This is a genomic window from Paenibacillus sp. RC21, from assembly GCF_044907935.1.
GTDB classification, from domain to species: Bacteria; Bacillota; Bacilli; order Paenibacillales; family Paenibacillaceae; genus Paenibacillus; species Paenibacillus terrae_A.
The window spans coordinates 166,328-188,360 of record NZ_JBIYCS010000002.1; the positions used below are offsets into that span (position 1 = coordinate 166,328).

The following is a 22,033-nucleotide window of genomic DNA, read 5'->3' on the forward strand; positions in this document are numbered from 1 at the left end:
AATCAGCCGCAGAAAGGTAGAAAAAAGATGTCCATAACAACTAACAATGCCTCTTCGGCTCCTTGTATGGAGACGACGGATTACACCAACCCCATTATTCATATTGATCCCAGTATGTGTACCGGGTGCAGACGCTGTGCAGGGGTTTGTCCGGTAGATGCCATAGAAGGACAGCCCGGAGAGCCGCAAACCGTGAACGCAGACCGCTGCGTGATCTGTGGCCAATGTGTACAAATATGCAGCGTATACGCATCCGATTGGGCAGGTTCATCCCCACAGGAAGCCGCCAGCAGACGACAGGAGCGCTTGCGTGAGCGCGATATGCCTGCTGACATCGGAGAACCGCTATTCGCTGCCTATTATAGCGGTAGCCTGAATAAGGTAACCGACATGATGACGAAACCGGGACAGTTTCGGATCGTCCAATGTGCTCCAGCCATTCGCGTTTCAATCGCAGAGGAATTTGGTATGCCATTTGGCACGCTCACACCAGGTAAAATGGCTGCGGCCCTGCGCCGTCTTGGCTTTGATCGGGTATATGACACCAACTTTGGAGCTGATGTCACCATTATGGAGGAAGGCACCGAGCTGATTCGTCGTGTAACCGAAGGTGGGCCGCTACCGATGTTTACCTCCTGCTGTCCGGCATGGGTTCGATTCGCCGAGATTGAATATCCCGATCTTTTGGACCATCTATCCAGCTGCAAATCCCCTATGCAAATGCTAGGCTCGCTGGTCAAAACCTATGGTGCCCAACTGGACGAGGTGGAACCTGCGAACATTTATAGCGTCGCAATCATGCCTTGTACCTGCAAGCAATTCGAATGTGATCGTCCTGAAATGGAATCCGACGGGTACCGTGACGTGGATGAGGTACTGACAACGCGTGAACTGGCATACTGGATCAAGAAAAGCGGCATTGATTTTATGAATCTGCCAGATGAAGAATTCGATTCACCGCTAGGACGTTATTCAGGAGCAGGGTCCATTTTTGGTGTAACCGGAGGCGTTATGGAAGCCGCCATCCGTACAGGCTACGAGCTGCTGACGAATGAAAAGCTACCGAAGCTCCAACTGGATTTTGTACGCGGTGAGGAAGGCATTCGAGTCGCTGAGGTTCAGGTGGGTGAGCTGGAACTCAAGGTAGCGGTCGTCGCGGGGCTGCAACATGCCTATGGGCTGCTGGATCGTGTGCAGGCAGGCGAATGTGATTATCATTTTATTGAGGTAATGGGCTGTCCTGCCGGATGTATTAGCGGAGGCGGTCAACCCAAGCTCATGCTGGAAAAACACCGGATTGAAGCTTACCGGGCACGCAAATCCTCTATTTATGGACATGATGCGGGGCTTCAGGTGCGAAAATCACATGAAAACCCTCACATTATTAAGCTGTACGATGAATTTTTAGGTGAGCCGCTTGGTCATGTTTCGCATCATCTGCTGCACACGACCTTCCAAAAGCGCGGACCAGGCAAGCAAAGTCGTAGCTGTGATGCTCCCGCTAAAGAGACAGGTAGCTCCATTCATTAGCACGTTAAGTTAAAAGGGTGAACCATTGCGGCATCCTGCCTCTCCATGCTTAAAAAGAAGCTGCTGAGTCTTATCTGTGTTCATCCTATGCTCATCATGTTCTGCACCAACAAATTGCATTTTTAAACTTTTTCATACTGTACCCATTGTATTTTGTCGTTAGTTAGAAAGGAGTCGAGTTGTATGAACCGCTTTGTTTTAGCTGATCCCGATCAGTGTATCGGTTGTCGTACCTGTGAAATCGCATGTGTCATCGCACATTCAGCAGGTAACCCTTTTATCTCGCCGGATGATGAGTTTCATTTTCATCCGCGTCTAAAGGTCATCAAATCTATTGGGGTCACTGCCCCTGTCCAATGCCGTCACTGTGAGGATGCCCCCTGCGCCAACGCTTGTCCGAACGGTTCCATTACGAACGCGGACGGCTGCATTCTCATTAACAGCGAGAGCTGCATAGGCTGTAAAACCTGTATGATCGCCTGCCCATACGGCGCTATTACCATGGTACCTGAATATCGGGACGGGCGGCCTGTAGTACAGGATGGACTGTACAGCAATGTGTCAGGACGTTTGCAACCCAAAGAGCGAATGATTGCCAGCAAATGTGATCTGTGTGAAGGTGTAGAGGGTGGTCCCGCCTGCATTGGAAAATGCCCAACACGTGCCCTCAAGCTGGTTGAGCCTGATCTGGTTCACGCCCGTATTGAGGAAAAACGTGCTGCGAGCGCACGCCAGTTACTGCATATGACGCGCATTCCGGCAACGGGTCTATGACATGACTGAAGCCTTTCCTCTGCAAAAGGATACGCGAACCGAGCGGGATGCGCTAGGGGAAATGGAGATTCCCGCCAATGCCTGTTACGGCATTCATACCGCACGTGCAATGAACAACTTTGCGGTCAGCGGCAGACCTGTAAATCAAAAACTGATTCACGCGCTAGTACTGGTGAAGAAAGCAGCCGCTCAGGTGAACTGTGAGCAAAATCGACTCCCTCCCCACCGGGCGGCTGTAATTATAGACGCCTGCGATGAATTGCTCGCCGGGCGGCATCTGGATATGTTCACAGTCGATGCCCTGCAAGGCGGTGCAGGTACCAGCACCAACATGAACGTCAACGAGGTCATTGCTAATTTGGCGATTATGCGGCTTGGTGGAAAACCCGGACAGTATGAGCTAGTACATCCTCTGGATGATGTGAACTGCTGTCAGTCCACGAACGATGTTTATCCGACAGCATTACGAATTGCTGCCATTCGACTGCTTCGTCCTTTATGTGACGCGATGGCTTCGTTACAAGAGTCTTTACAGCACAAAGAAACGGAATATGCCGATCTGCTCAAGCTAGGTCGCACACAGCTAATGGATGCCCTGCCCATGATGGCGGGGCAAGGCTTTGGTGCTTACGCAAAGGCCGTGGCACGTGACCGCTGGCGTCTCTACAAAGCCGAGGAACGGCTGCGGGAAATCCCTATTGGTGGTACGGCGATCGGCACAGGCATGAATGCGCCTCGTGCTTACAGCTATCGGATGGTTGAGAAACTGGCGGACGAGACTGGCTTTGGGCTATGCCGAAGTGACCACCCGATGGACCCGATTCAGAATATGGATGTCTTTGTGGAGGTATCCGGTCTGCTCAAATCCGCTGCTGTGAACCTGTTCAAAATATCAGGCGATTTTCGCCTGCTGGCCTCTGGTCCTCTCGGCGGTATTGGCGAGTTCACTCTACCTCCAGTTCAGGCCGGATCATCCATTATGCCTGGCAAGGTTAATCCGGTGATGGCTGAACTGGCCGGACTAACGGCGTTGCGCGTGATAGCCGAAGATGCAGCGATTACTATGGCGGCTGCCTCCGGGCAGCTAGAGCTAAACGCGTTCCTGCCGCTGATTGCCGAATCGCTGCTGGCATCGCTACATATTCTGGACGGCGCGGTTCGGCTGTTCGATGAACGATGTGTACGCGGTCTGATCGTATGCGAGGACCGCTGTTCAGCTAATCTGCGTAACTCCGCTGTGATGGCTTCTGCGCTGGTCGCGGAGCTTGGCTATGATGAAGCTGCCTTCATTACCTCAGCAGCCATTGCGCAGGGCCGCACACCGGAGGATATTACCGAAGAACGCGGCCTGCTGACACGCTCGCGCATTGAGCAATTGTGCCATCCCTATACAGTAACCAAGCCCGGTATTCCGGGGCAGGAAGAAGGAATTCACGATGGGAATGAATGATACTCCCCGTAGCAACCGACCGCACATCACCCTGCTCGGTCGCCGTAACGCTGGCAAATCCAGCATTCTGAACACCCTGACCGGCCAGCCCGCCGCCGTGGTATCTCCCGTAGGAGGAACGACCACGGACCCCGTTTTCAAGCCGATGGAGCTGCTCCCTGTTGGCCCCATTGTTCTGGTGGATACCGCCGGACTGGACGATGAGGGTGAGATCGGAGCACTGCGCCGCAACAAAACGCTAGAAATATTAAATAGCACGGATCTGGCGCTGCTAATCATCGATGCTACTACTGGGGTTAGCGCATTCGAACATGGATTACTCGAAAAGCTGCGTGCCAAGAAGATTCCCGTCATTGGTGTATTAAACAAGACGGACATCCTTGCAGAAACAGAGAAAATAACCGCAACGCTGGGGGCTGAACTGGATTTATCCCTGATTCCTTTCAGTGCCTCTAAGCAATGGGGAGACGCGGAAGTGAAAAAGGCCATCATGGATGCCCTTCCGCAAAACGAGGATCGTTTCCGTATCGTCGGTGACCTGCTATCGCCCGGCGATTTTGTCGTGCTGGTCGTTCCAATCGACAAAGCTGCGCCAAAGGGCCGACTGATTCTGCCACAGCAGCAGACGATCCGCGATACATTGGAGAGCGATGCCATTGCCGTAGTGACTAAAGAGCATGAGCTACGGCTGACGTTGGAGCGCCTGGGGCGCAAGCCCCGCTTGGTCATTACCGATTCACAGGCTTTTATGAAGGTAGCCGCAGATACTCCCAAGGATGTGCCCCTGACCTCCTTTTCCATCCTGTTCGCCCGTCATAAAGGTGACCTTGATGAACTCGTACGAGGTGCAAGAGCCATTGACCGTCTCAAGGATGGCGACCGCGTACTCATTGCCGAAGCCTGTACGCATCAATGTCAGTCTGACGATATCGGTCGTGTGAAAATCCCCCGTTGGCTCCGTCAAACGATAGGCAAACGTCTCATCATCGAGCATGCATCCGGTTCCAGCTTTCCTGATGATCTAAGCGAATATGCGCTGGTTATTCACTGCGGGGCATGCATGCTCAATCGACGTACCATGCTGCACCGGATGGCAGAAACGGAAGCCGCCGGGGTACCCATTGTGAACTATGGTATTTTCATCGCCTTCGTGCAGGGGGTCTTCCCCCGTGCCATCGAATGCTTCCCATCCGCTATGCTGGCATGGGAGCAAGCCGTTGGTGCTGGCAGCCATTCCTGAATGAGACGAATCATTGAAGCAACCAATTCCGCCCCATACACGCAAAAGCAGCCGCGCTGACTCTCACGCGGCTGCTTTTTATTTGCCAAATTCCAAAGAAAAGATCGATATTCTAAAAATACAAATCCCGCTCGCCCGCTTCCAAGCGTTCCAGCTTTCCCAGTGTCAAACGACGTGACGATTCATGCGGAATACGCTCCAAATTATCACGCAGGGCGGCAGCTCCCAGCTCACGTGCCTCTTCATCTCCATAATCCAACAGGTACTCCTGAAAGGTCAGCAGCGAATTGGGCTGGCATACGTTGTGAATCTGGCCTGATTTGGCCAGCTCCATGAACCGATCTCCGGTTCTTCCTTCGCGATAGCAGGCTGTGCAATAGCTTGGCATATATCCGCCACGACACAGACTTTTGATGATTTCCACCGGCGAACGATGATCCCCGACCTCGAACTGGGGTTTATCTTCCGTATCCTGTTTTGCATAAGCCCCTACACCCGTAGCTGAACCTGCACTAATTTGTGACACACCCAGACCAATAACACGGTCTCTGTATTCCGGTTCTTCACGTGTAGACAAAATCATACCTGCATAAGGCACAGCCAGTCGGAGAACGGACACAATTTTCATAAAATCCTCGTCGTTGACCAAATACGGATAGCGCTCCAGATCCACATTTTCAGCCGGACGTAACCGTGGAACCGAAACCGTGTGAGGACCACAGCCAAACACTTCCTCCAGATGCTCAGCATGCTTAAGCATAGCTATCGTCTCATAACGGAAATCGTATAAACCATACAGCACACCAATACCCACATCGTCTATCCCTGCTCGCATAGCGCGGTCCATGGCAGTCGTGTGCCAGTCATAATTCCGTTTTGGCCCTTGAAGATGATATTTGCGGTAGCTTTCGCGATGATACGTTTCCTGGAACAAAATATACGTACCAATTCCTACCTCTGCCAGCTTCCGATAGTCTTCTTCGGTTGTGGAAGCAATATTGACGTTGATTCGGCGTATGCTGCCATTGTCCACTTTAACCTCATAAATCTGACGCAGACAATCTACGATATAATCAATCGGACAATTGAGCGGATCTTCCCCCGCTTCCAGTACGAGGCGCTTATGCCCCAACTCCTGAAGCACTCTGACCTCCTCGACCAGTTCCTCCGGTGTCAAACGGCTGCGGGTAAAGCTGTCATTGGTATGCTTATAGCCGCAGTATTCGCAGTTATTGACACAGTGGTTACTTACATATAGGGGGGCAAACAGTACAATCCGATTGCCGTAAATCTGCTCTTTCACCGCCCGTGAGGATCTAAACATTTCCTCCAGCAGTTCAGGATCATCCACATGCAAAAGAGCCGCCGCTTCAGTCGCACTCAATCCCCGGCAAGCTCTTCCCTTCTCCAAAATGTCTAAAATACGGTTTCGATCTGTTGCTTCCTGCTTTCCCTGCTCCACCGCTGCCATAATCTCTGCCTCATTAATGAAATCCGCCGACACTTTCTCCCGTACTTCACTCACGTAGATCCATCTCCCTTATTTTGGTGAGGATTTCGCAAAATCCTATGGTTACCTACTATTTTTTAGTTCAGCCCCATCATTGACTTAGGAGCTGTCGCTGCACCCTCAAACTATCACCACGCCCCATATCGACTTCAAACCCCGCTCCACGGATGCGCAGCTCCAGGCAATGTCGACATTGGGCAGATTCATCACCCAAGCATATTTTATTTTCATAAATGGCATACTTCGGCCTCACTGCAAGTGGCGACAAATTGGGCATAACTACATTCGCTCCCGCCTGTAGCGCCTTCTCCCGACCTTGGGGATGGATAGTTCCCATCGCTGTCGAAGCAGGAATAAGCGCATCTGGAACGACCAACCGGGACAACGAAACAATATCCAGCGCCTTTTCCATGCTTCCCTGACTGGCATCCCGGAGCGGCGTGTTGCTATGCGGTAAAAACGGTCCAATCCCGATCATATCCGGCGACAAGCTGTGCAAATAGACCAAATCGTCTGCCAAATCACTGTTCGTTTGTCCCGGTAAACCAACCATACATCCAGCCCCGATCTGAAATCCGATTCGCTGCAAGGCCAGCAGACGACTGCGCCTGCTTTCTATCGTCATCGTCGGATGCAGCTTGGCGTACAAACGCGGTGAAGCCGTCTCATGCCGCAGCAAAAAGCGGTCCGCCCCCGCCTCGTATAATAGCGCATAGGTTTCATCATCCCGCTCACCAATGGACAGTGTAACGGCCACGTCGGTAAAACGGCTTTTGATCTCCCGAATCAGTTTCGCCAGCCGGGCTGCCGTGAACCAGTAATCTTCGCCGCTTTGCAGGACAAAGGTCCGATATCCCAGCTCATACCCCTCCGCACAACAGGCCAAAATTTCTTCCGGTCGTAAACGGTAGCGATCCGCCTGTTTATTCGAGGCACGCAGCCCGCAATACATGCAGTCCTGACGACATATGCTGGAGAACTCAATTAATCCACGTAAAAAAACACCTTTACCGTAACGCTCCATTTTGATGCGAGCTGCCAATTTTCGCAACTGTGCCCGCACCGTCGGCTCTTCCTCCAGACGTGCCAACAGCTCCATCATTTCCGTATGCGTCCATTCCTTGCCGTCAGCCAGACGCAGTAATAATTCGTCCGTGACTCATCCCTTCTTCCCTCGTCCATCTGGACTCCACGTCGTCAGCAGCTTGTACCGTACATGTATTATTCTAGCAACATCAGAGGGAATAGAACGTGACTAGCTTCACAAAAAATCCCATTTTCTGAATATAAACTCCAGCTTCTGCCGCAAAAAATACATATTTACCGCAACAAAAAAAGCTGTTTCTCCTTTATATGGAAGAAACAGCTTCTGATCAAGCTTATTATTGAATTAAATCAACCGCCTGCTGTTCCAGTCCGAGTACACGTGTCATGTATTTATTGACATCCGTGTTGTCGATCACGCCGGACGGACGATCTCCGTTCGGCGTATAAGTGTACAGCACAACATCACCACCCGTATGACCACCTGTAGTCCAGCCAATATTTGCGCCTTTGCTAATGATCGGTCCGACTGCATAGTTCACGCTGCCTTCTTTGGCATCTTTGATCGTTTTTACTTCCTCATCCGTCAGATCCGTAATACCAAAATACGTGGACAGCACTTCTTTAATGTTGCTGCGATCTGCATCCAGCTTGGCTTCCAAGCCTTCACCTGCTGGAGCGGAATCTGCAATCGGAGCATCCGCAGAATGCGTGCGCACCATACCACTTGCCATGCTGTCTAACGTTAAGGAAGAACCTTTATACCATCTAGCCAGTGCAGTGGCATCATTAGCCATACCGTCTGGAATGAGAATAATTACATACTGCTAACATCATGGTTGCTACGAGTGCAGCCACCGATTTTTTCGTATGTATCCCCCAACACTTTAACATTCAATTTCCCCCCCAGACACTTTATTGTACAATCAGAACTAAGTTTAATCATACTTTGTCAGGAGAATGTTAAGGGGATTGTCTAACTATATTAAAGGTGCTCTCTGGAGTATTGGTCTCACTCAAATTCCCCCTGAATTACCGATACGATACTTTCACGCAGTGCTTTGGCGTTTTGTGACTTATATGGATCAGCATTAAAAAGGATTGTATCTGCTGTGTAGTTTTCTTTTATACGTCCCAATCTGTCCCCATATCCCAAAATTTCAGCGGCGAATTCCGTGGCAGCCTGCCAGGCCTCTTTTCGAGTTAATCCACAGTCTATGAGTGTATCTAATTCCTCAAGGTTGCGTCCATGTAACGAAGGTGTGGCAAAATCTGTACCGAACGCAATTCGTACGCCTGCTCTTTTGGCATAGCTGACAGCTTTAGGATGGGCTTCGGCGGCGCGGGCGGCGCGATCACAAATTTCCCTGTCGAGTGAAAGAACTCCAGACGGGTCTGCAGCAATACGATAGATGGAAGCAGTAGGCACAAAGGCTGTCCTGGATTGCGCAAGCCGGTTGGCTTGATCCTCGGTCAAATACATTCCATGCTCTATAGATTCCACGCCAGCGTCGATAGACCAGTCCACAGTAGGTCCGCCCCAGGTATGAACCATGACTTTTATGTTACGTGCACGGGCGCTACGGACAATAAAAGAGAATTCTTCCTCAGAAAAAATCGGGTTCAGCACTGTATCTGGCGACGATCCTAGCCCCCCCGTTGCAAGAATTTTAATCCAGCTTGCCCCGGAATCAATAATTTCTGTTACCCGCCGTTCCAAATGCTTAAGACCCCGTGCATCTCCGGCTCCAAGCATATCACCACAGGTATAAACCCTTAAAGCCTGGCTGTAATGCTGACCTATATGCTTCACCGTACTTGGCAAAAGCCCACCTGCATCACGCACCGAAGTCACTCCAGCCCGGAAAGTAGCCTCAAAGGCTTGCGCCTGCATCACTTCGATCTCCAGTTCATCGCGCTTCTCCTGGTCAGTATGATTAAAATCCGTCCATGCCAAATGCGTATGAAGGTCAATTACGCCGGGGCTAATCCATAAGTCGCCATCTGGACTATTTTGTTGCGCGTACGGAGATACGGACTCTGCAATGGACGAAAAACGACCATTGCTGATCGTAATATCGAATCGTTTCCCATCAATCCCCGCCACAAATATATTATGATATGTTAGCTCTTTTTGAATGTTATTTCCCATCTTTATTCCCCCAGATTGGCCTTTGGGCCGTCAGCGCATGATCAGGATCTTGATGCATAAGCTCTGCAAGCGTCAGGATGGCTTCTTCAACGCTTTGCTGATTTGCCTTCGCTCCAAAATGGTTAATTCGTAAGAGTTTATGATGCAATTCTCCGTCCCCGGGAGCGACAATACCTATGGGCTGTTCGATATTGAAATGGCTGCCTTGAGGAATCCGAACCGTTGTAGTCAACGTTGAGTAGCTGTCTTTGTTCCGCTGCCACGGCTCAAGGCCCAAGGCTGTAATGCCGGCAATTGCAGCGGATGTAGTTAAGCAATGGCGGCGGTTGACCGCTTCCAGTCCTTCTTCTTCAATAAGCTTTAATGCCTCTATCAGCGCCCGGGCTTCCAAAACAGGGATGTTGGCAGGAACTCGCACGGGCGTCACATGATTAGGGGAGCGCTTTAAGTCAAGCAAAGACAGAATGGAATTGCGCGGCGCATTTTCGTTGGAGGCCAGAAACTCCCAACCACGGGGAGAAATCCCCACAGCGCTGATCCCGTTAGGGCCGGCTAATGCTTTTTGCGCGCCCACAGCTACAAAATCGATTCCCCACTCGTCCATAAGCACCGGTTCGCCCCCGATTGCCGAAACTGAATCTATCACGGTTATAATATTTGACCGACGCGCAAGCTCCAATATTTCCCTTGTTGGATTGGAGCCTCCTGTGACCACTTCTGCCTGCACGAAAGAAAGCGCACATGGGTTATATCGCTCAATCGCTGCGGCGACTTCATCTACAGTTACCACTTCATCAAAAGATGTTTTGAGCTCGATGACTTCTGCTCCGCCGCGCGCAAGCCAGTTCCCGAAGATCGTTCCATAGGGACCTGTCACAATGTTTAGAATTGTACGGTCGGGCGCAGCTATGCCTGCTGCTATGGCTTCAATTCCCAGGATCGCCTCGCCCGGTATGATTACCGGAGATTCCTGGGTGGACAGGAGTTTGGAGAGCAAGTTAGTTAGCGTATCAAACTCCGATATTGTAAGAGGTACAAATCCTTTATTATTTTGACTCATAAATACCTCCTGCAGAATGGGATATTGGCATTTTGGGAACAGCGGACAAAAGCTCACGGCTATAAGGCGTTTCAGGACGAGAAAAGAATTTCTCCTTGGGGTTGATCTCAACCAGCTTCCCCTGCCGCATTACAGCAACAATATCGCTTATGGCATTTATAACTCCCAGGTCATGAGAGATAAAAAGCATCGTAAGATTAAGCTCCGATTTGAGTGTGCTCAACAGTTCAAGCATACTCCGTTGTACCGAAACATCCAGTGCGCTCGTTGGTTCATCTGCGATAAGTATGCTTGGCTCAACGCTCAATGCGCGGGCAATTGCTATCCGCTGACGCTGACCGCCGGAAAATTCGTGAGGGAATCTGCCAAGGGCGCTTTCATCGATGTGAACACGTGTAAGCAGTTCCCTACATCTCTTGTCCACTTGAGCGCGGTCAACAATCTTGTGAAAAAGCAAGGCTTCGGCAAGGATTTGCCTGATCGTATGCTTTGGATTTAGCGAGGAATCCGGGTTTTGGAAAACCATTTGTATTCTTTTATGCTGCTCCCGGCTCCGTCGCTTGCCCAGTACCTGAGAACCCAGCATGATCTGGCCCTCATCCGGGGCGATCAGCCCGGCTATTACCCGCGCGAGGGTAGACTTTCCTGAACCCGATTCTCCCACAAGACCAAGCGTGGTACGCTCCTGCAGCTCCAGGCTTACTTGATCAAGTGCGGTGAACTTACCATAAGCAACCGTTATATTTTCTATCCGCAAGGCTGTTTTCATCAATCGGCGCTCCTTTCAAGATCCGGGAGAGGAAGCACTGAGCTTATCAGCAACTGTGTATACGGATTTTGCGGGTTTTGTAAAAGGGGCAAAGTGTCTCCCCGCTCTATGATTCTTCCCTCTTTCATAACGCAAAGCTTTGAGCACATCGAAGCAGCTACGGCAAGATTGTGCGTAACAAACACCATGGCAAAACCCAACTCCTTTTGAAGACGTGAAATAACGTCAAGTATTTGCCGTTGAACCGTTACGTCAAGCGCCGTTGTTGGCTCATCACAAAGAAGGATGCCCGGCTTGCACGCCAAAGCCATCGCAATAACAATACGTTGACACTGGCCGCCTGAAAGCTGGCGGGGGTAACGGTCAGTATGCTTTAAGGAATCGGGAAGACCGAGCATTTCAAGCAGTTCCAAAGCTATTGTACGCGCCACCTTCCGGCTCACCTTCTGCCTGTAGTACACAACCTCGGCAAGCTGCCGGGCCACCGGGCAGAGAGGGTCAAGTGCCCTTATCGGGTCTTGAAAAATCATTGCGCATCTGCCATGGCTCCTGATATTCCCGCCAACCTGTTCAATCCCGGAGGGAAGCAACCCTATGATGGAGCGCAGCGTGAGCGATTTTCCAGATCCGGATTCCCCCACCAGTCCTATGCTTTCGCCCGCTTCAACTTTAAGACTCACATCGGTGACCAATTTATGATTCGATCGCGTCGCGAGCGACAAATTTTCCACTTCTAAAATTGGATTCATAGCATTCATTTTCTTCTCCATATATCTGCTAGCCCATCGCCCACAAGGGATAAGGCTATTCCCGTATATACCACCGCAAAGCCCGGGATTGCTGAAAGCCACCACTTTGTAGATATAAAGGGCTGCCCATCAGAAATCATCGTTCCCCAATCCGGAGTTGGCGGCGCAATGCCGATACCGAGATAGCCTAGCGTAACAATGGCCACAAGCAGAACAGCCATATCCGTCATAAGCACTACCACTGCTTGCGGTAGCACATTCGGCAGGAGATGGCGCAGTATGATTTTAATATTCGGGATTCCCAGTGTCTTGGCTGCGGCTATCCATTCCTGCTTGCGAAAGGATGCGCTAAGACCCTTGACCACACGAGCGTATACGATCCAGCCAACGAGAGCAAACGTAATATATATCCCCTGTTCACCCGTACCGCTTGCAAACGCCACTATAATGACAATCAAATAAAAAGGGAACGCAATCAACGTATCGGTCAAAAGCGTGATAACCGTGTCTACCCATTTACCATAATACCCGGCAAGCATTCCCAGAAACACCCCCATACAAAAAGGGATGATCTCCGCCAGCACCATAATCTTCAAATCAGTCCGTGCGGCATAGATCAGCCGTGTAAACAAATCACGCCCCAGTTGATCGGTTCCCAGCCAGTGTTCGAAGGACGGGGGTTGTAAAGTTGCCGAAATATTTTGATCAGAAGGCTGGTAGGGGCTAATAACCGGTGCGAACACTGCAATACCTATGAGTAACGCAAACATAATACTGCCCCATAAAAGAGATGGAGTATTTAGTATTTTTCCCCAAGAGCGGTTGCTATGACCCGCCTTCTGATTCTGAATATCTAATTGCGTGCGTTTCATTGTTCTCCTTTCGTCCTGGGATCAAGATACCCAGAAGCAACCTCAATCACGAAGCCGATGATGACCACAGATAGCGCACAATAAAGAGCAATCCCCTGTATAACAGGAAAATCCCGGTTTGAAATGGCTGAAAATAACAGGCTTCCGATACCCTTTAGACCAAAAACCTGTTCAATTACCAACGTGCCGCCCATCAGGTAGGCAATGTTTACGCCAAGCAGCATAAGCGCGGGAAGAGCGGAATTGCGCAGGACATGCTTTATCAGTATAACCCGGCCGGGGATTCCCGCTGCCTTCAAGGTTACAACAAAATCAGATTCCAGCACTTCCAGCATCTGCGCTCTTAAAGAACGAACGAGCGAAGGAATTTGCGACAATCCGACAGTTATCGCAGGAAGGGCGAGACTGTACAAGATTCCAAGCCAGCCCTCGCCGACTCCCCCAACGGGAAACCAGCGAAGCCGAACGCTAAATACCAGAATCAGTAGCAGTCCAACCCAAAAAATCGGCATACCGAGCGTTACAGCAGGCAAGATGCGTATCATATGGTCAAGCAGTCCGTCTTTATGTGTTGCCGCAAGGGTGGCCAGCACCAGCGAAACAATGATGGCAAAAAGACAGGTCATTGCAATGAGCAGCAGCGTCACGGGGGCCCGCTCTGCAATCAATTCTCTTGAAGAAGTCTCAAAAACAATCGAAACGCCGGTATCACCGTGTGTAAAGAAATTGTGCACAAAGCCTATAAACTGCTCCCAAAGAGAACGATCCAGCCCCAACCTATGACGCATACTCTCAATAGCCTCAGCTGTGGCGTATTCCCCCAGAATCATTTTGGCGGGGTCTCCCGGCACCAGCCTTATGATGAAGAAGACTGCCACCACCACACAGATGACTACTGATGCCGCTCTTATCATAGCGCGTACGAGCCATTTGTGTGGGGAAGTAGGATTTGCACGTAATCCGGCAGACTTTTTAAATAAATTGTGGGCCGTCAAGGATCTAATTACCTTTCACACGTACATCTTCAAAACGAACGCTGTTATTAGGAAGCACGATCAGGCCATCAATGGAAGAACGAACACCTTTCAGAATATCCGGATAATAGAGCGGGATGTAAGGCACCTCATCTGCAAGGATTTGTTGAAGCTTGGCGTAAATTCCCGCACGTTCTTCCCCATCAGGTGTTTTTTGCCCCTCGTGCAGGAGCTTGGTAACTTCATTGTTCGTGTAATGAGTCCAATACGACTTGCTAAAGCCTTCCGGGTCTGTCTGGAAAGCGAGGATCGAGTTGGCTTCTGGAGAATCCGCCTGTCCGCTGTTGATCATTGCCGAAAAATCATAGGCAAAGAAACGCTCGCGGAATGAGGCCAACTCAACAGATTCGATTTGAATGTCTATGCCGATCGTTTTGGCGGCCGCCTGAATAATCTGTGCCTCCTGAGTTCTTGAGTTGTTTCCAGAGGCAATAAGCAATTTTGTAGAAAACCCATTAGGGAACTTTGATTTTGCAAGCTCTGCTTTGGCAGCGTTCGTATCAAAGCTGAGCGCTTTAATTGTATCGTTCGTGTTGTAGGGAATGGCTGGCGGCAAAAGCGAATTGGCTGGCTTTGCGAAACCAAAGGTAACCGCATTGGTCAATCCATTACGGTCAAGTGCCAACGCCAGCGCACGGCGAACGTGCACATCCGAAAAATGTTTGTCCAGGGTATTGAAGAACAATTGCTCTGTCACCCAGCTTCCATTGGTCGCCACCTTGGTATCCGTACCTTGTTTTAATTCATTTACATTTTCAAGAGCTACAGACTCAATAGCATCAATCGCGCCAGCCTTCAGCTGGTTAATCGCTTGGCTGTCATCTTCAATGAGCTTGTAGACAAGCTCATCGATATATGGCTTGCCTTTCTGCCAATAGTATTTATTTTTGCTGAAAGTAAGATCACCGGCAGAATCCCATTTCTTAACGACGAAGGGACCGGTACCGACCGGATTCTTGAAGAATTCTTTTTCCGAGACGCCGCCGAAACCCTTTGGAAGGATACCATTGGAAAAGTTTGAGAGTTCAGAAATAAACGGCGTATACGGCGCTTTAAGCTTAATTACGAGTGTTTTTTCATCTTTAGCCGAAAGCGAAGCCACCTTTGCAGCTATTGCAAGAGGACCTCCTACATTCAAATGACGCTGAATTGAAAAAACTGCGTCCTTGGCAGTAACTCCGGTTCCGTTTGAAAACTTCAAGCCATCGCGCAAAACAAAAGTATAGGTTAAACCATCTGCGCTTATACTGTGCGACTCTGCAAGCCAATCCACAATCTTTCCATCACTGTTAAAGGCGACCAGCGGCTCAAATACTTTGTCGATAGCAAAAGCATTATTTGATGTAATCTGATTGTGCAAATCAAACGAGGTTACGGAAGCCGGGCGACCATATGTAAAGGTTCCCCCTTCTGCGGGTTGATCAGCGGTTGTGCTTGGGTTAGTTGCGTTTGTATTTTTACCTGCATCATTTTTGGAGCCAGAGCATCCTGCCACGAGAACCAGTAAAAGAAATACTAAAGATCCAACCAAAAACGGCTTCCTAAAAGATACAATAAGTTTGGACATCTCATTTTCCCCTTTTCCCCAATAAAACATATTGTTTTAATATGAATAGTATTATGGATGAACCCATTTGCCATGTCAAACAGAATTAAATACCATAATTTAAAAAATCAAAGATAAAAGTAAACATAGGGATTTTCCAGCTTGTGAACACATGGAGTTCATTTGGGATTGGGATTTTGATCTAAATATTGTATAATAAGCACATGGTGTAATAGATAAATCTTATAAGCCGACAACCATTATAAAAGTGTATAAAAGGGGTCTATAACTCGATGGAATTCAGACAGCTTCAATACACCCTGCAAATTGCAGCGGAAAAAAACTTCTCACGCGCAGCGGAAAAGCTGCACATTGCCCAGCCTTCCCTGAGCCAGCAATTGTCCAAACTGGAAAAAGAGCTTGGGGTGCTGTTATTTCAACGCAATACAAGCGCGGTGGAATTAACGCATGCAGGAGCAAGCTTTGTGGAAAAAGCGAAAAAGATCGTCGACGCCGTCGAGCAACTCCGACAGGAAATGGACGATATTTCTCAGTTGCGTAAAGGGAAGGTTGTCGTCGGTAGTATGCCTATCACGGGTTCCCATTTGCTGCCGCATGTGCTGCCTGTGTTTAAGAAAGCTCACCCTGACATTGAAATTGTTTTGGTCGAGGATTCATCCATGAATCTGGAGAAAAAAACAGCCAGCGGCGATACCGACCTCAGCCTGCTTTCTCTCCCATTGGTAGAACCGACACTTTCCTATGTGCCCATCGGTGAAGAATGGATTGATCTTGCTGTTCCCCCGGGTCACCCGCTGGCTCTGCGCAAAAACGGCGACCAGCCGCAGCCTGTGCATCTGGAAGAGCTGAAAGACGAACCTTTTGTCGTCCTGAAAAAAGGGCAAGGCTTCCGCAAGCTGACGATGGACTTGTGCCATCAAGCGGGCTTTGAGCCGAATGTGGTGTTTGAAAGCACCAATATGGAAACCCTCCAATCGCTCGTAGCAACAGGGATGGGGGTAACACTCGTACCTCGTTTTATCGCCCGGGCTGCCAGTAGCGAATTTGTTCCGGCATTGCTGCCACTGGCTGAACCGACGCCAAGCCGCACGCTGGCTATTGCATATCGGAATGGACGTTATTTGTCCAAAGCCGCCGAGGCTTTTATTGAAACTTTCCGTGAAACGGTCAAACAGCTTTCCGAAAAGTAGTCTCACGTAAAAAGACCGTCTTCCTCCCCAGCCAAAGCCAGAGAAGAAGACGGTCCTGGGGCTACACCCCTATACATTCCAAATTTAATGTTCAGTTCCATTAGGTTCGATTACAATGTTGCTATGCTGCTCCACCTGGTTTCAACGAACCTTATTTCAAGTTCACTTGAATTCCATGTCAGCCTCGCCTGATTACCTTACACTTGCTCGGAAACTCCACTTTATCCACCCCGCATCACTTCTTTCCTTAAGGTCTCATGCCCTGGTTTCCCAAGAATGTCCTACCTCAGTTCCAATGTGCTGTGTGATCCCAAAGTGTCTGTCCTCGCCTTGTAGTGATCAGGGTCGCCCTGAATCTGGTGGACTTTTATCCTGATCATAGCCCATTTCGTGATTATTGCCGACAACCTGCCTATTTAAGCCTCTCGGCCGTGACAGGCCATCCCTATTCGCCAGTTCGGATCTACTTTGGTTATCCATCGTTATCAACCTCCTGGTGTCGGGATACTATTATAATACACCTATGGGCTGTATCTGAAACAGGAACGGGGTAATATTTTTTATCAGGAAGAACCAAACGCTTGCTGTACGTCCGCTATAATGTTTCCCTGTTGTAACTTGGATAGTTGGGAAGAGAAAACATCCTTTTGTATGGTTACCTTAAACGTGTCGCCATTGCTTTTTGGGTCAGGCTGTGATCAAACCCATATAAATCAGCTCGGATGGATTAGCCGGATTGCTGCCCAGGCCGACCGTATCACCTGTACGTGGAATTTGCAGTTTGGATACGAGCGTTTCCAGTGTCTTTTGGTATCTGTTGCCGTTGGCTTCCGTCACATCCAGCATGAGTACCACAATCGGGTCAAAATTCACAAGCTTCCCGGTATCTGTCACGGAAATGACAACCGCAGTCGCCGCCATCGCCAAGCCTCCGTTAGCTGCCATTTGAGCCTGCTTTGCCGAATTTAGACTTTGATTGATCTGCTCACGATGCTCTTTGGGTACAAAACCCTTCATAAACAATCCCGACAAGCCTTTATTCATCAATTGATCTGCTTGCTCCAAAGCATCCTTTTGTTTTTTCTTTTTACCGAAAAAGTTCATCATGTGGTTGCACCTCGTTTTTTTGTATTGTCGATCCTTATGTATTCAGTATATGAGGCCCTATCCGGCATCACAATACGTTTTGGAGCATACAAACAAACCGGAAAAACAGGAGCTTTAACCTGTATTTTTCCGGTTGATTTTTGAACAATGGGGCGTTTCACACAAAACTTTGCGCGATTTGAAGCATTCTTTCGGCCGATCAGCCAACTGGTTTGTGAAAAATGAGTGATTTCAGACTATTTTTTGCGTAAAAGATAGACCAATTTCCGATAATACGCCGAGGATTCCTTATAGCGACGACTGTCCTCGGATACAACCGCGAGCGTCTCATACAATTGTTCAAGCCGACCCTGATGCTGTAAAGCTTCAAAATAAGGCAAGCATTGCAGCGCATGCGTCCAAAAAGCGTCCTGATCTCCTTTGGCAAGCGCCAACTGACTTTCATAGAAATAAAGCCCCATCTGCTGATCCGTCGTCAGGCTGGTTTGGCGCAGTTGGTCCAGATGCTGTGACAGCAGGCCCCAGTTTTTGCGGGTAAACGCAATTTCGCAGCGGTACACCAGTGTCACGGGCCGCATCAGCTGCTGCATTTCCTCCCGCTCCCGGCTAACCAACGCTTCAAAATGCGCCACTTCCTCCAAGGCCTTATCCAGCTCGCCAATCGACGTCAGCATAATAATCCGATTGTTCAAGATGGTTGTAAGCATATCCGCCGCATTTTCCAAATAGACCAGATTGGCCTCCGCCATAGACAGCGTTAACAACGCTTCCTGTACGGAACCCATAGCAAAGCAATACCCGCTGTAAGCCACATATAGGCCCGTCAAACGGTGAAAAAGCCGATCATCGTACACCCTTCTCATCGTCTGCTCGAATACCTGCTTCGCCTGATCAAATTGCTTGACCTGAATGCAGGCCTCCATCGTTATATTTTGCGCGTTAAGCCAGTTTTCCGTGCCCTCTTCTACCAGATGACTTAGCTGTGTAACGTTATTCAGTACATCATGATAATGATTTTTGGATCTGAAATACTGGATTTTATAAAATAAAATTGCTTTTTTCAGCGGTGCGGGCAGCTCCACCTCATCCGAACGCCCAAACTTTTCCAAATAAAAATTCAAATAGGACTGGTGCAAGTATTCATAAGCCGTCGGATCATTTAACTGCTGAAAATAGACCGCCTTCATCAAGTAGGTTGTCATCTCCACCACAAGCGAGTCGTTGCGATCCTCCAACTGATCCACAAAGCTTTCCGTGGCGGGATTAGCCAGCTTGGACAGCTCCGTAAAAATCATTTCCGCTGTAACCAGCGTCTCCTCATCCTCTGCGTCTACACGCAGCAGGTAGGACGGATTTACACCCAGACGCTCAGCGATTTGCTCGGCCAAATCCTCGGCCAACGGATAACGGTCAGCCAGAATATTCGCAAAATGTGCCGGGGTCACCAGCCCGTCCACCAGCTCCTTGCGGGACAGGTTTTTCTTTTTACACAAAAATTCAATTCGTTCCTTGAGCATGGACGTTTCCTTTCTGATTAAAGGTTGCCAAATTACAGATCATACAGAGAAGGACGACGGTCCTCGAATACTGGAATACGCCCACGTACGTCCTGCACCAAGGCTGACTCAATCGTTCCTGTGATGATGCCCTCCTGCTCCCCGCCCTCGGCAATAATTTCCCCCCACGGATCAATAATAAGGGAATGCCCGAAGAAATCCGTATCCCCGCTGCGACCTACCCGGTTACAGGCGATGACGTACATTTGATTTTCAATAGCCCGTGCAGTCAGCAACGTGCGCCAGTGATGAAGACGGGGATGTGGCCATTCCGCAGGTACGATAAGCAGATTTGCGCCAGACAGGGCCAAACTGCGCGCTAGCTCGGGAAAACGGATGTCGTAGCAGATCGACGCACCCGCCTGAATCCCTCCATCCAGCGTGAATACAACCTTTTCCTCGCCAGGCTGCAAATATTTTTCTTCATCCATAAGGCGGAACAAATGAATCTTGGAATATGAAGCAACCTCTGCGCCTGTCCGATCAAAAACGAGCATGGTATTGTACACATGACCGTCGCTTTTCTTCTCCGCTATAGACCCAGCTACCACGTTCACCTGATGAGCAGCAGCGAATGCCGATATCCATTCCCGGGTTTCCGCTCCTTCCTGATCCGCCAGCTCATGAATGCGATCCAGCGCATACCCCGTGTTCCACATTTCCGGCAGTACAATCAGGTCCGGCTTCAATTTGGCTGTCACCGCTTGTTCCATTAACGAACGAATATGACTGCGGTTTTCCGGTGGATTGCCCAGCTCAATATGAGCTTGTATGAGTGCAACATTGAACGGCTGAGCTTCATGATATGTCAAAATCGTTCATCCTCCCTGTGAACCGGAGCTTCCGGTGAGCGCTTGTCCGGCATTTTCTCCCATCATAGCCCGACCAGCCTCTACCACGCAACCGCATAGGTTTAATCCCCTCTATACAACTTGGTTAAATCGTGATAAATTAATCCTCAAACTATTCCAAAAGGTCGTGTGAAATGATGAGTAATTTTTCCATTCCTTCCGCTGATGTGATGAAGCAGTTACCGACTCAATTTTTTGCCACACTCGTACAAAATGTAAATCGTGAAATTGCGGAAGGGCATGATGTCATTAATCTTGGACAGGGGAACCCGGATACACCTACCCCACCTCATATTGTAAAAGCCTTGCAGGAATCAGCGGATAACCCGCTGTATCATAAATATTCGCCTTTTCGCGGTTACGGCTTTCTCAAGGAAGCCGTTGCCCAGCGCTATCAGGAGGATTACGGTGTGACGCTCGACCCGGAAACCGAGGTCGCCATCCTGTTTGGCGGAAAAACAGGCTTGGTGCAGCTACCGCAAGTCTTACTCAATCCCGGTGATGTATGTCTCGTTCCAGATCCCGGCTACCCGGATTACTGGTCTGGAGTAGTCTTGGCTAAAGCGGAAATGTCCTTTCTCCCATTAAAGGAAGAGAACCGTTTTCTGCCCGATTATGAGGCTATTTCCGAGGAAGACCGCCGTCGCGCCAAGCTGATGTTCCTCAATTATCCAAATAATCCGACCTCGGCCACCGCGCCTCTTTCCTTCTATGAGGAAACGGTTGAATTTGCGAAGCGTAACGGCATTGTGGTAGCCAGTGATTTTGCCTATGGCGCTATCGGCTTTGACGGCGAACGTCCAGTGAGCTTCCTTCAGGCCGAAGGTGCCAGGGACGTAGGGATTGAGTTTTATACCCTGTCCAAAACGTACAATATGGCGGGCTGGCGCGTCGGTTTCGCGCTCGGTAATGCCGAAATTATCTCGATGATTAATCTGCTACAGGATCATATTTATGTAAGCCTGTTTGGCGGCATTCAGGCAGCGGCGGCGACCGCTCTCACGTCCTCGCAGGAATGCGTGGGCGAGCTGGTTGCACGCTATGAATCGCGCCGCAACGCTTTTTATGATGCGCTTGGGCAAATTGGCTGGAAGGCGACGCGTCCAAGCGGCTCCTTTTTTAGCTGGTTGCCCGTGCCGCAGGGCTATACCTCAGCTTCCTTTGCCGATCTGCTGCTGCGGGAAGCCAAGGTGGCTGTCGCTCCAGGGATCGGCTTCGGTAACGGCGGCGAAGGATATGTGCGGGCGGGGCTGCTAAGCTCGGAAGCTCGACTGACCGAGGCGGTTGAACGAATTGGCAAGCTGAACCTGTTTGGTTAAGCCGTATTTTCCAGCTACAACTTCTTTGCCAAACCCGACCTTTTCATGGTATTCTGTTACCAATATCATTAAGCGCGTTGAAGGGACTATTAAGAGAGACCCGTCCTGTTCAGAGAGTAAATTCCGATAGGCTGCAAGAATTTACCTGGACCCTCTCCCAACTCCTATCCCCGAGCGTCCTGCGCAGTCAGGCGGTTCCTGCCGTTAACAGGTTTCAAGTGGGATGATCATGAATCATCAATGAAGGTGGTACCGCGGA

20 protein-coding genes are annotated in these 22,033 nt (G+C 49.7%); 6 read left to right on the top strand and 14 right to left on the bottom strand.

The window, feature by feature from the left end:
* The first annotated feature begins 27 nt into the window (after positions 1-27).
* The 4 genes from ABIA61_RS05860 to hydF all read left to right on the top strand — a co-directional run bounded on the left by ABIA61_RS05860 (position 28) and on the right by hydF (position 4,994).
* On the top strand, positions 28-1,530 hold the full coding sequence (locus ABIA61_RS05860; protein WP_283652184.1) for a [FeFe] hydrogenase, group A: 1,503 nt from the start codon (positions 28-30) through the stop codon (positions 1,528-1,530).
* 183 nt (positions 1,531-1,713) lie between these two features.
* Entirely contained in the window at positions 1,714-2,304 is a 591-nt protein-coding gene (locus ABIA61_RS05865; RefSeq protein WP_283652185.1) for a 4Fe-4S dicluster domain-containing protein, read from the top strand.
* Between the two features lies 1 nt (position 2,305).
* Complete coding sequence (locus ABIA61_RS05870) at positions 2,306-3,754, top strand: aspartate ammonia-lyase (protein WP_404580461.1); 1,449 nt, start codon at positions 2,306-2,308, stop codon at positions 3,752-3,754.
* Positions 3,741-4,994: a [FeFe] hydrogenase H-cluster maturation GTPase HydF gene (gene hydF / locus ABIA61_RS05875; protein WP_283652187.1), complete on the top strand. Its 1,254-nt coding sequence runs from the start codon at positions 3,741-3,743 to the stop codon at positions 4,992-4,994. Before ABIA61_RS05870 ends, hydF begins: the two co-directional genes overlap by 14 nt.
* Before the next feature lie 112 nt (positions 4,995-5,106).
* Here the strand turns inward: hydF and hydG are convergent, their stop codons facing one another.
* The 10 genes from hydG to ABIA61_RS05925 form a co-directional block, all read right to left on the bottom strand.
* Positions 5,107-6,519 carry a [FeFe] hydrogenase H-cluster radical SAM maturase HydG gene (hydG, locus tag ABIA61_RS05880; RefSeq protein ID WP_283652188.1) on the bottom strand — a complete coding sequence of 471 codons (1,413 nt, stop codon included), beginning with the start codon at positions 6,517-6,519 and terminating at the stop codon, positions 5,107-5,109.
* A 76-nt stretch (positions 6,520-6,595) separates the two neighbouring features.
* Entirely contained in the window at positions 6,596-7,639 is a 1,044-nt protein-coding gene (gene hydE / locus ABIA61_RS05885; protein ID WP_404580648.1) for a [FeFe] hydrogenase H-cluster radical SAM maturase HydE, read from the bottom strand.
* A 247-nt stretch (positions 7,640-7,886) separates the two neighbouring features.
* Positions 7,887-8,345, bottom strand: coding sequence for an alkaline phosphatase (locus ABIA61_RS05890; protein ID WP_283652189.1), 459 nt, complete (start codon positions 8,343-8,345; stop codon positions 7,887-7,889).
* A gap of 215 nt (positions 8,346-8,560) precedes the next feature.
* Positions 8,561-9,700 carry an amidohydrolase family protein gene (locus ABIA61_RS05895; protein ID WP_404518957.1) on the bottom strand — a complete coding sequence of 380 codons (1,140 nt, stop codon included), beginning with the start codon at positions 9,698-9,700 and terminating at the stop codon, positions 8,561-8,563.
* Complete coding sequence (locus ABIA61_RS05900; RefSeq protein ID WP_404518955.1) at positions 9,690-10,760, bottom strand: pyridoxal-phosphate-dependent aminotransferase family protein; 1,071 nt, start codon at positions 10,758-10,760, stop codon at positions 9,690-9,692. Before ABIA61_RS05900 ends, ABIA61_RS05895 begins: the two co-directional genes overlap by 11 nt.
* Positions 10,747-11,529 carry an ABC transporter ATP-binding protein gene (locus tag ABIA61_RS05905; protein WP_283652192.1) on the bottom strand — a complete coding sequence of 261 codons (783 nt, stop codon included), beginning with the start codon at positions 11,527-11,529 and terminating at the stop codon, positions 10,747-10,749. Before ABIA61_RS05905 ends, ABIA61_RS05900 begins: the two co-directional genes overlap by 14 nt.
* Complete coding sequence (locus tag ABIA61_RS05910) at positions 11,529-12,299, bottom strand: ABC transporter ATP-binding protein (RefSeq protein WP_283652193.1); 771 nt, start codon at positions 12,297-12,299, stop codon at positions 11,529-11,531. The genes ABIA61_RS05905 and ABIA61_RS05910 overlap by 1 nt, the downstream gene beginning before the upstream one ends.
* Positions 12,284-13,150: an ABC transporter permease gene (locus ABIA61_RS05915; protein WP_283652194.1), complete on the bottom strand. Its 867-nt coding sequence runs from the start codon at positions 13,148-13,150 to the stop codon at positions 12,284-12,286. Before ABIA61_RS05915 ends, ABIA61_RS05910 begins: the two co-directional genes overlap by 16 nt.
* Positions 13,147-14,145, bottom strand: a complete 999-nt coding sequence (locus ABIA61_RS05920) for an ABC transporter permease (RefSeq protein ID WP_283652195.1) — start codon at positions 14,143-14,145, stop codon at positions 13,147-13,149. Before ABIA61_RS05920 ends, ABIA61_RS05915 begins: the two co-directional genes overlap by 4 nt.
* Before the next feature lie 4 nt (positions 14,146-14,149).
* Positions 14,150-15,751: an ABC transporter substrate-binding protein gene (locus ABIA61_RS05925; RefSeq protein ID WP_404518954.1), complete on the bottom strand. Its 1,602-nt coding sequence runs from the start codon at positions 15,749-15,751 to the stop codon at positions 14,150-14,152.
* 272 nt (positions 15,752-16,023) lie between these two features.
* On the opposite strand from ABIA61_RS05925, the gene ABIA61_RS05930 reads away from it, so the two are divergent.
* Positions 16,024-16,941 carry a LysR family transcriptional regulator gene (locus ABIA61_RS05930; protein WP_014282033.1) on the top strand — a complete coding sequence of 306 codons (918 nt, stop codon included), beginning with the start codon at positions 16,024-16,026 and terminating at the stop codon, positions 16,939-16,941.
* 339 nt (positions 16,942-17,280) lie between these two features.
* Here ABIA61_RS05930 and ABIA61_RS05935 read toward each other — a convergent pair whose 3' ends face one another.
* The 4 genes from ABIA61_RS05935 to ABIA61_RS05950 all read right to left on the bottom strand — a co-directional run bounded on the left by ABIA61_RS05935 (position 17,281) and on the right by ABIA61_RS05950 (position 20,416).
* Complete coding sequence (locus tag ABIA61_RS05935; RefSeq protein ID WP_162833909.1) at positions 17,281-17,421, bottom strand: hypothetical protein; 141 nt, start codon at positions 17,419-17,421, stop codon at positions 17,281-17,283.
* A gap of 207 nt (positions 17,422-17,628) precedes the next feature.
* Complete coding sequence (locus ABIA61_RS05940; RefSeq protein ID WP_404580462.1) at positions 17,629-18,048, bottom strand: hypothetical protein; 420 nt, start codon at positions 18,046-18,048, stop codon at positions 17,629-17,631.
* A gap of 236 nt (positions 18,049-18,284) precedes the next feature.
* Positions 18,285-19,565, bottom strand: a complete 1,281-nt coding sequence (locus ABIA61_RS05945; RefSeq protein ID WP_404580463.1) for a helix-turn-helix domain-containing protein — start codon at positions 19,563-19,565, stop codon at positions 18,285-18,287.
* 32 nt (positions 19,566-19,597) lie between these two features.
* Positions 19,598-20,416, bottom strand: coding sequence for a carbon-nitrogen family hydrolase (locus ABIA61_RS05950; RefSeq protein WP_404580464.1), 819 nt, complete (start codon positions 20,414-20,416; stop codon positions 19,598-19,600).
* 176 nt (positions 20,417-20,592) lie between these two features.
* On the opposite strand from ABIA61_RS05950, the gene ABIA61_RS05955 reads away from it, so the two are divergent.
* A complete protein-coding gene (locus ABIA61_RS05955; RefSeq protein WP_404580465.1) occupies positions 20,593-21,774 on the top strand; it encodes a pyridoxal phosphate-dependent aminotransferase in 1,182 nt (393 codons plus the stop codon).
* Positions 21,775-22,033: the final 259 nt, after the last annotated feature.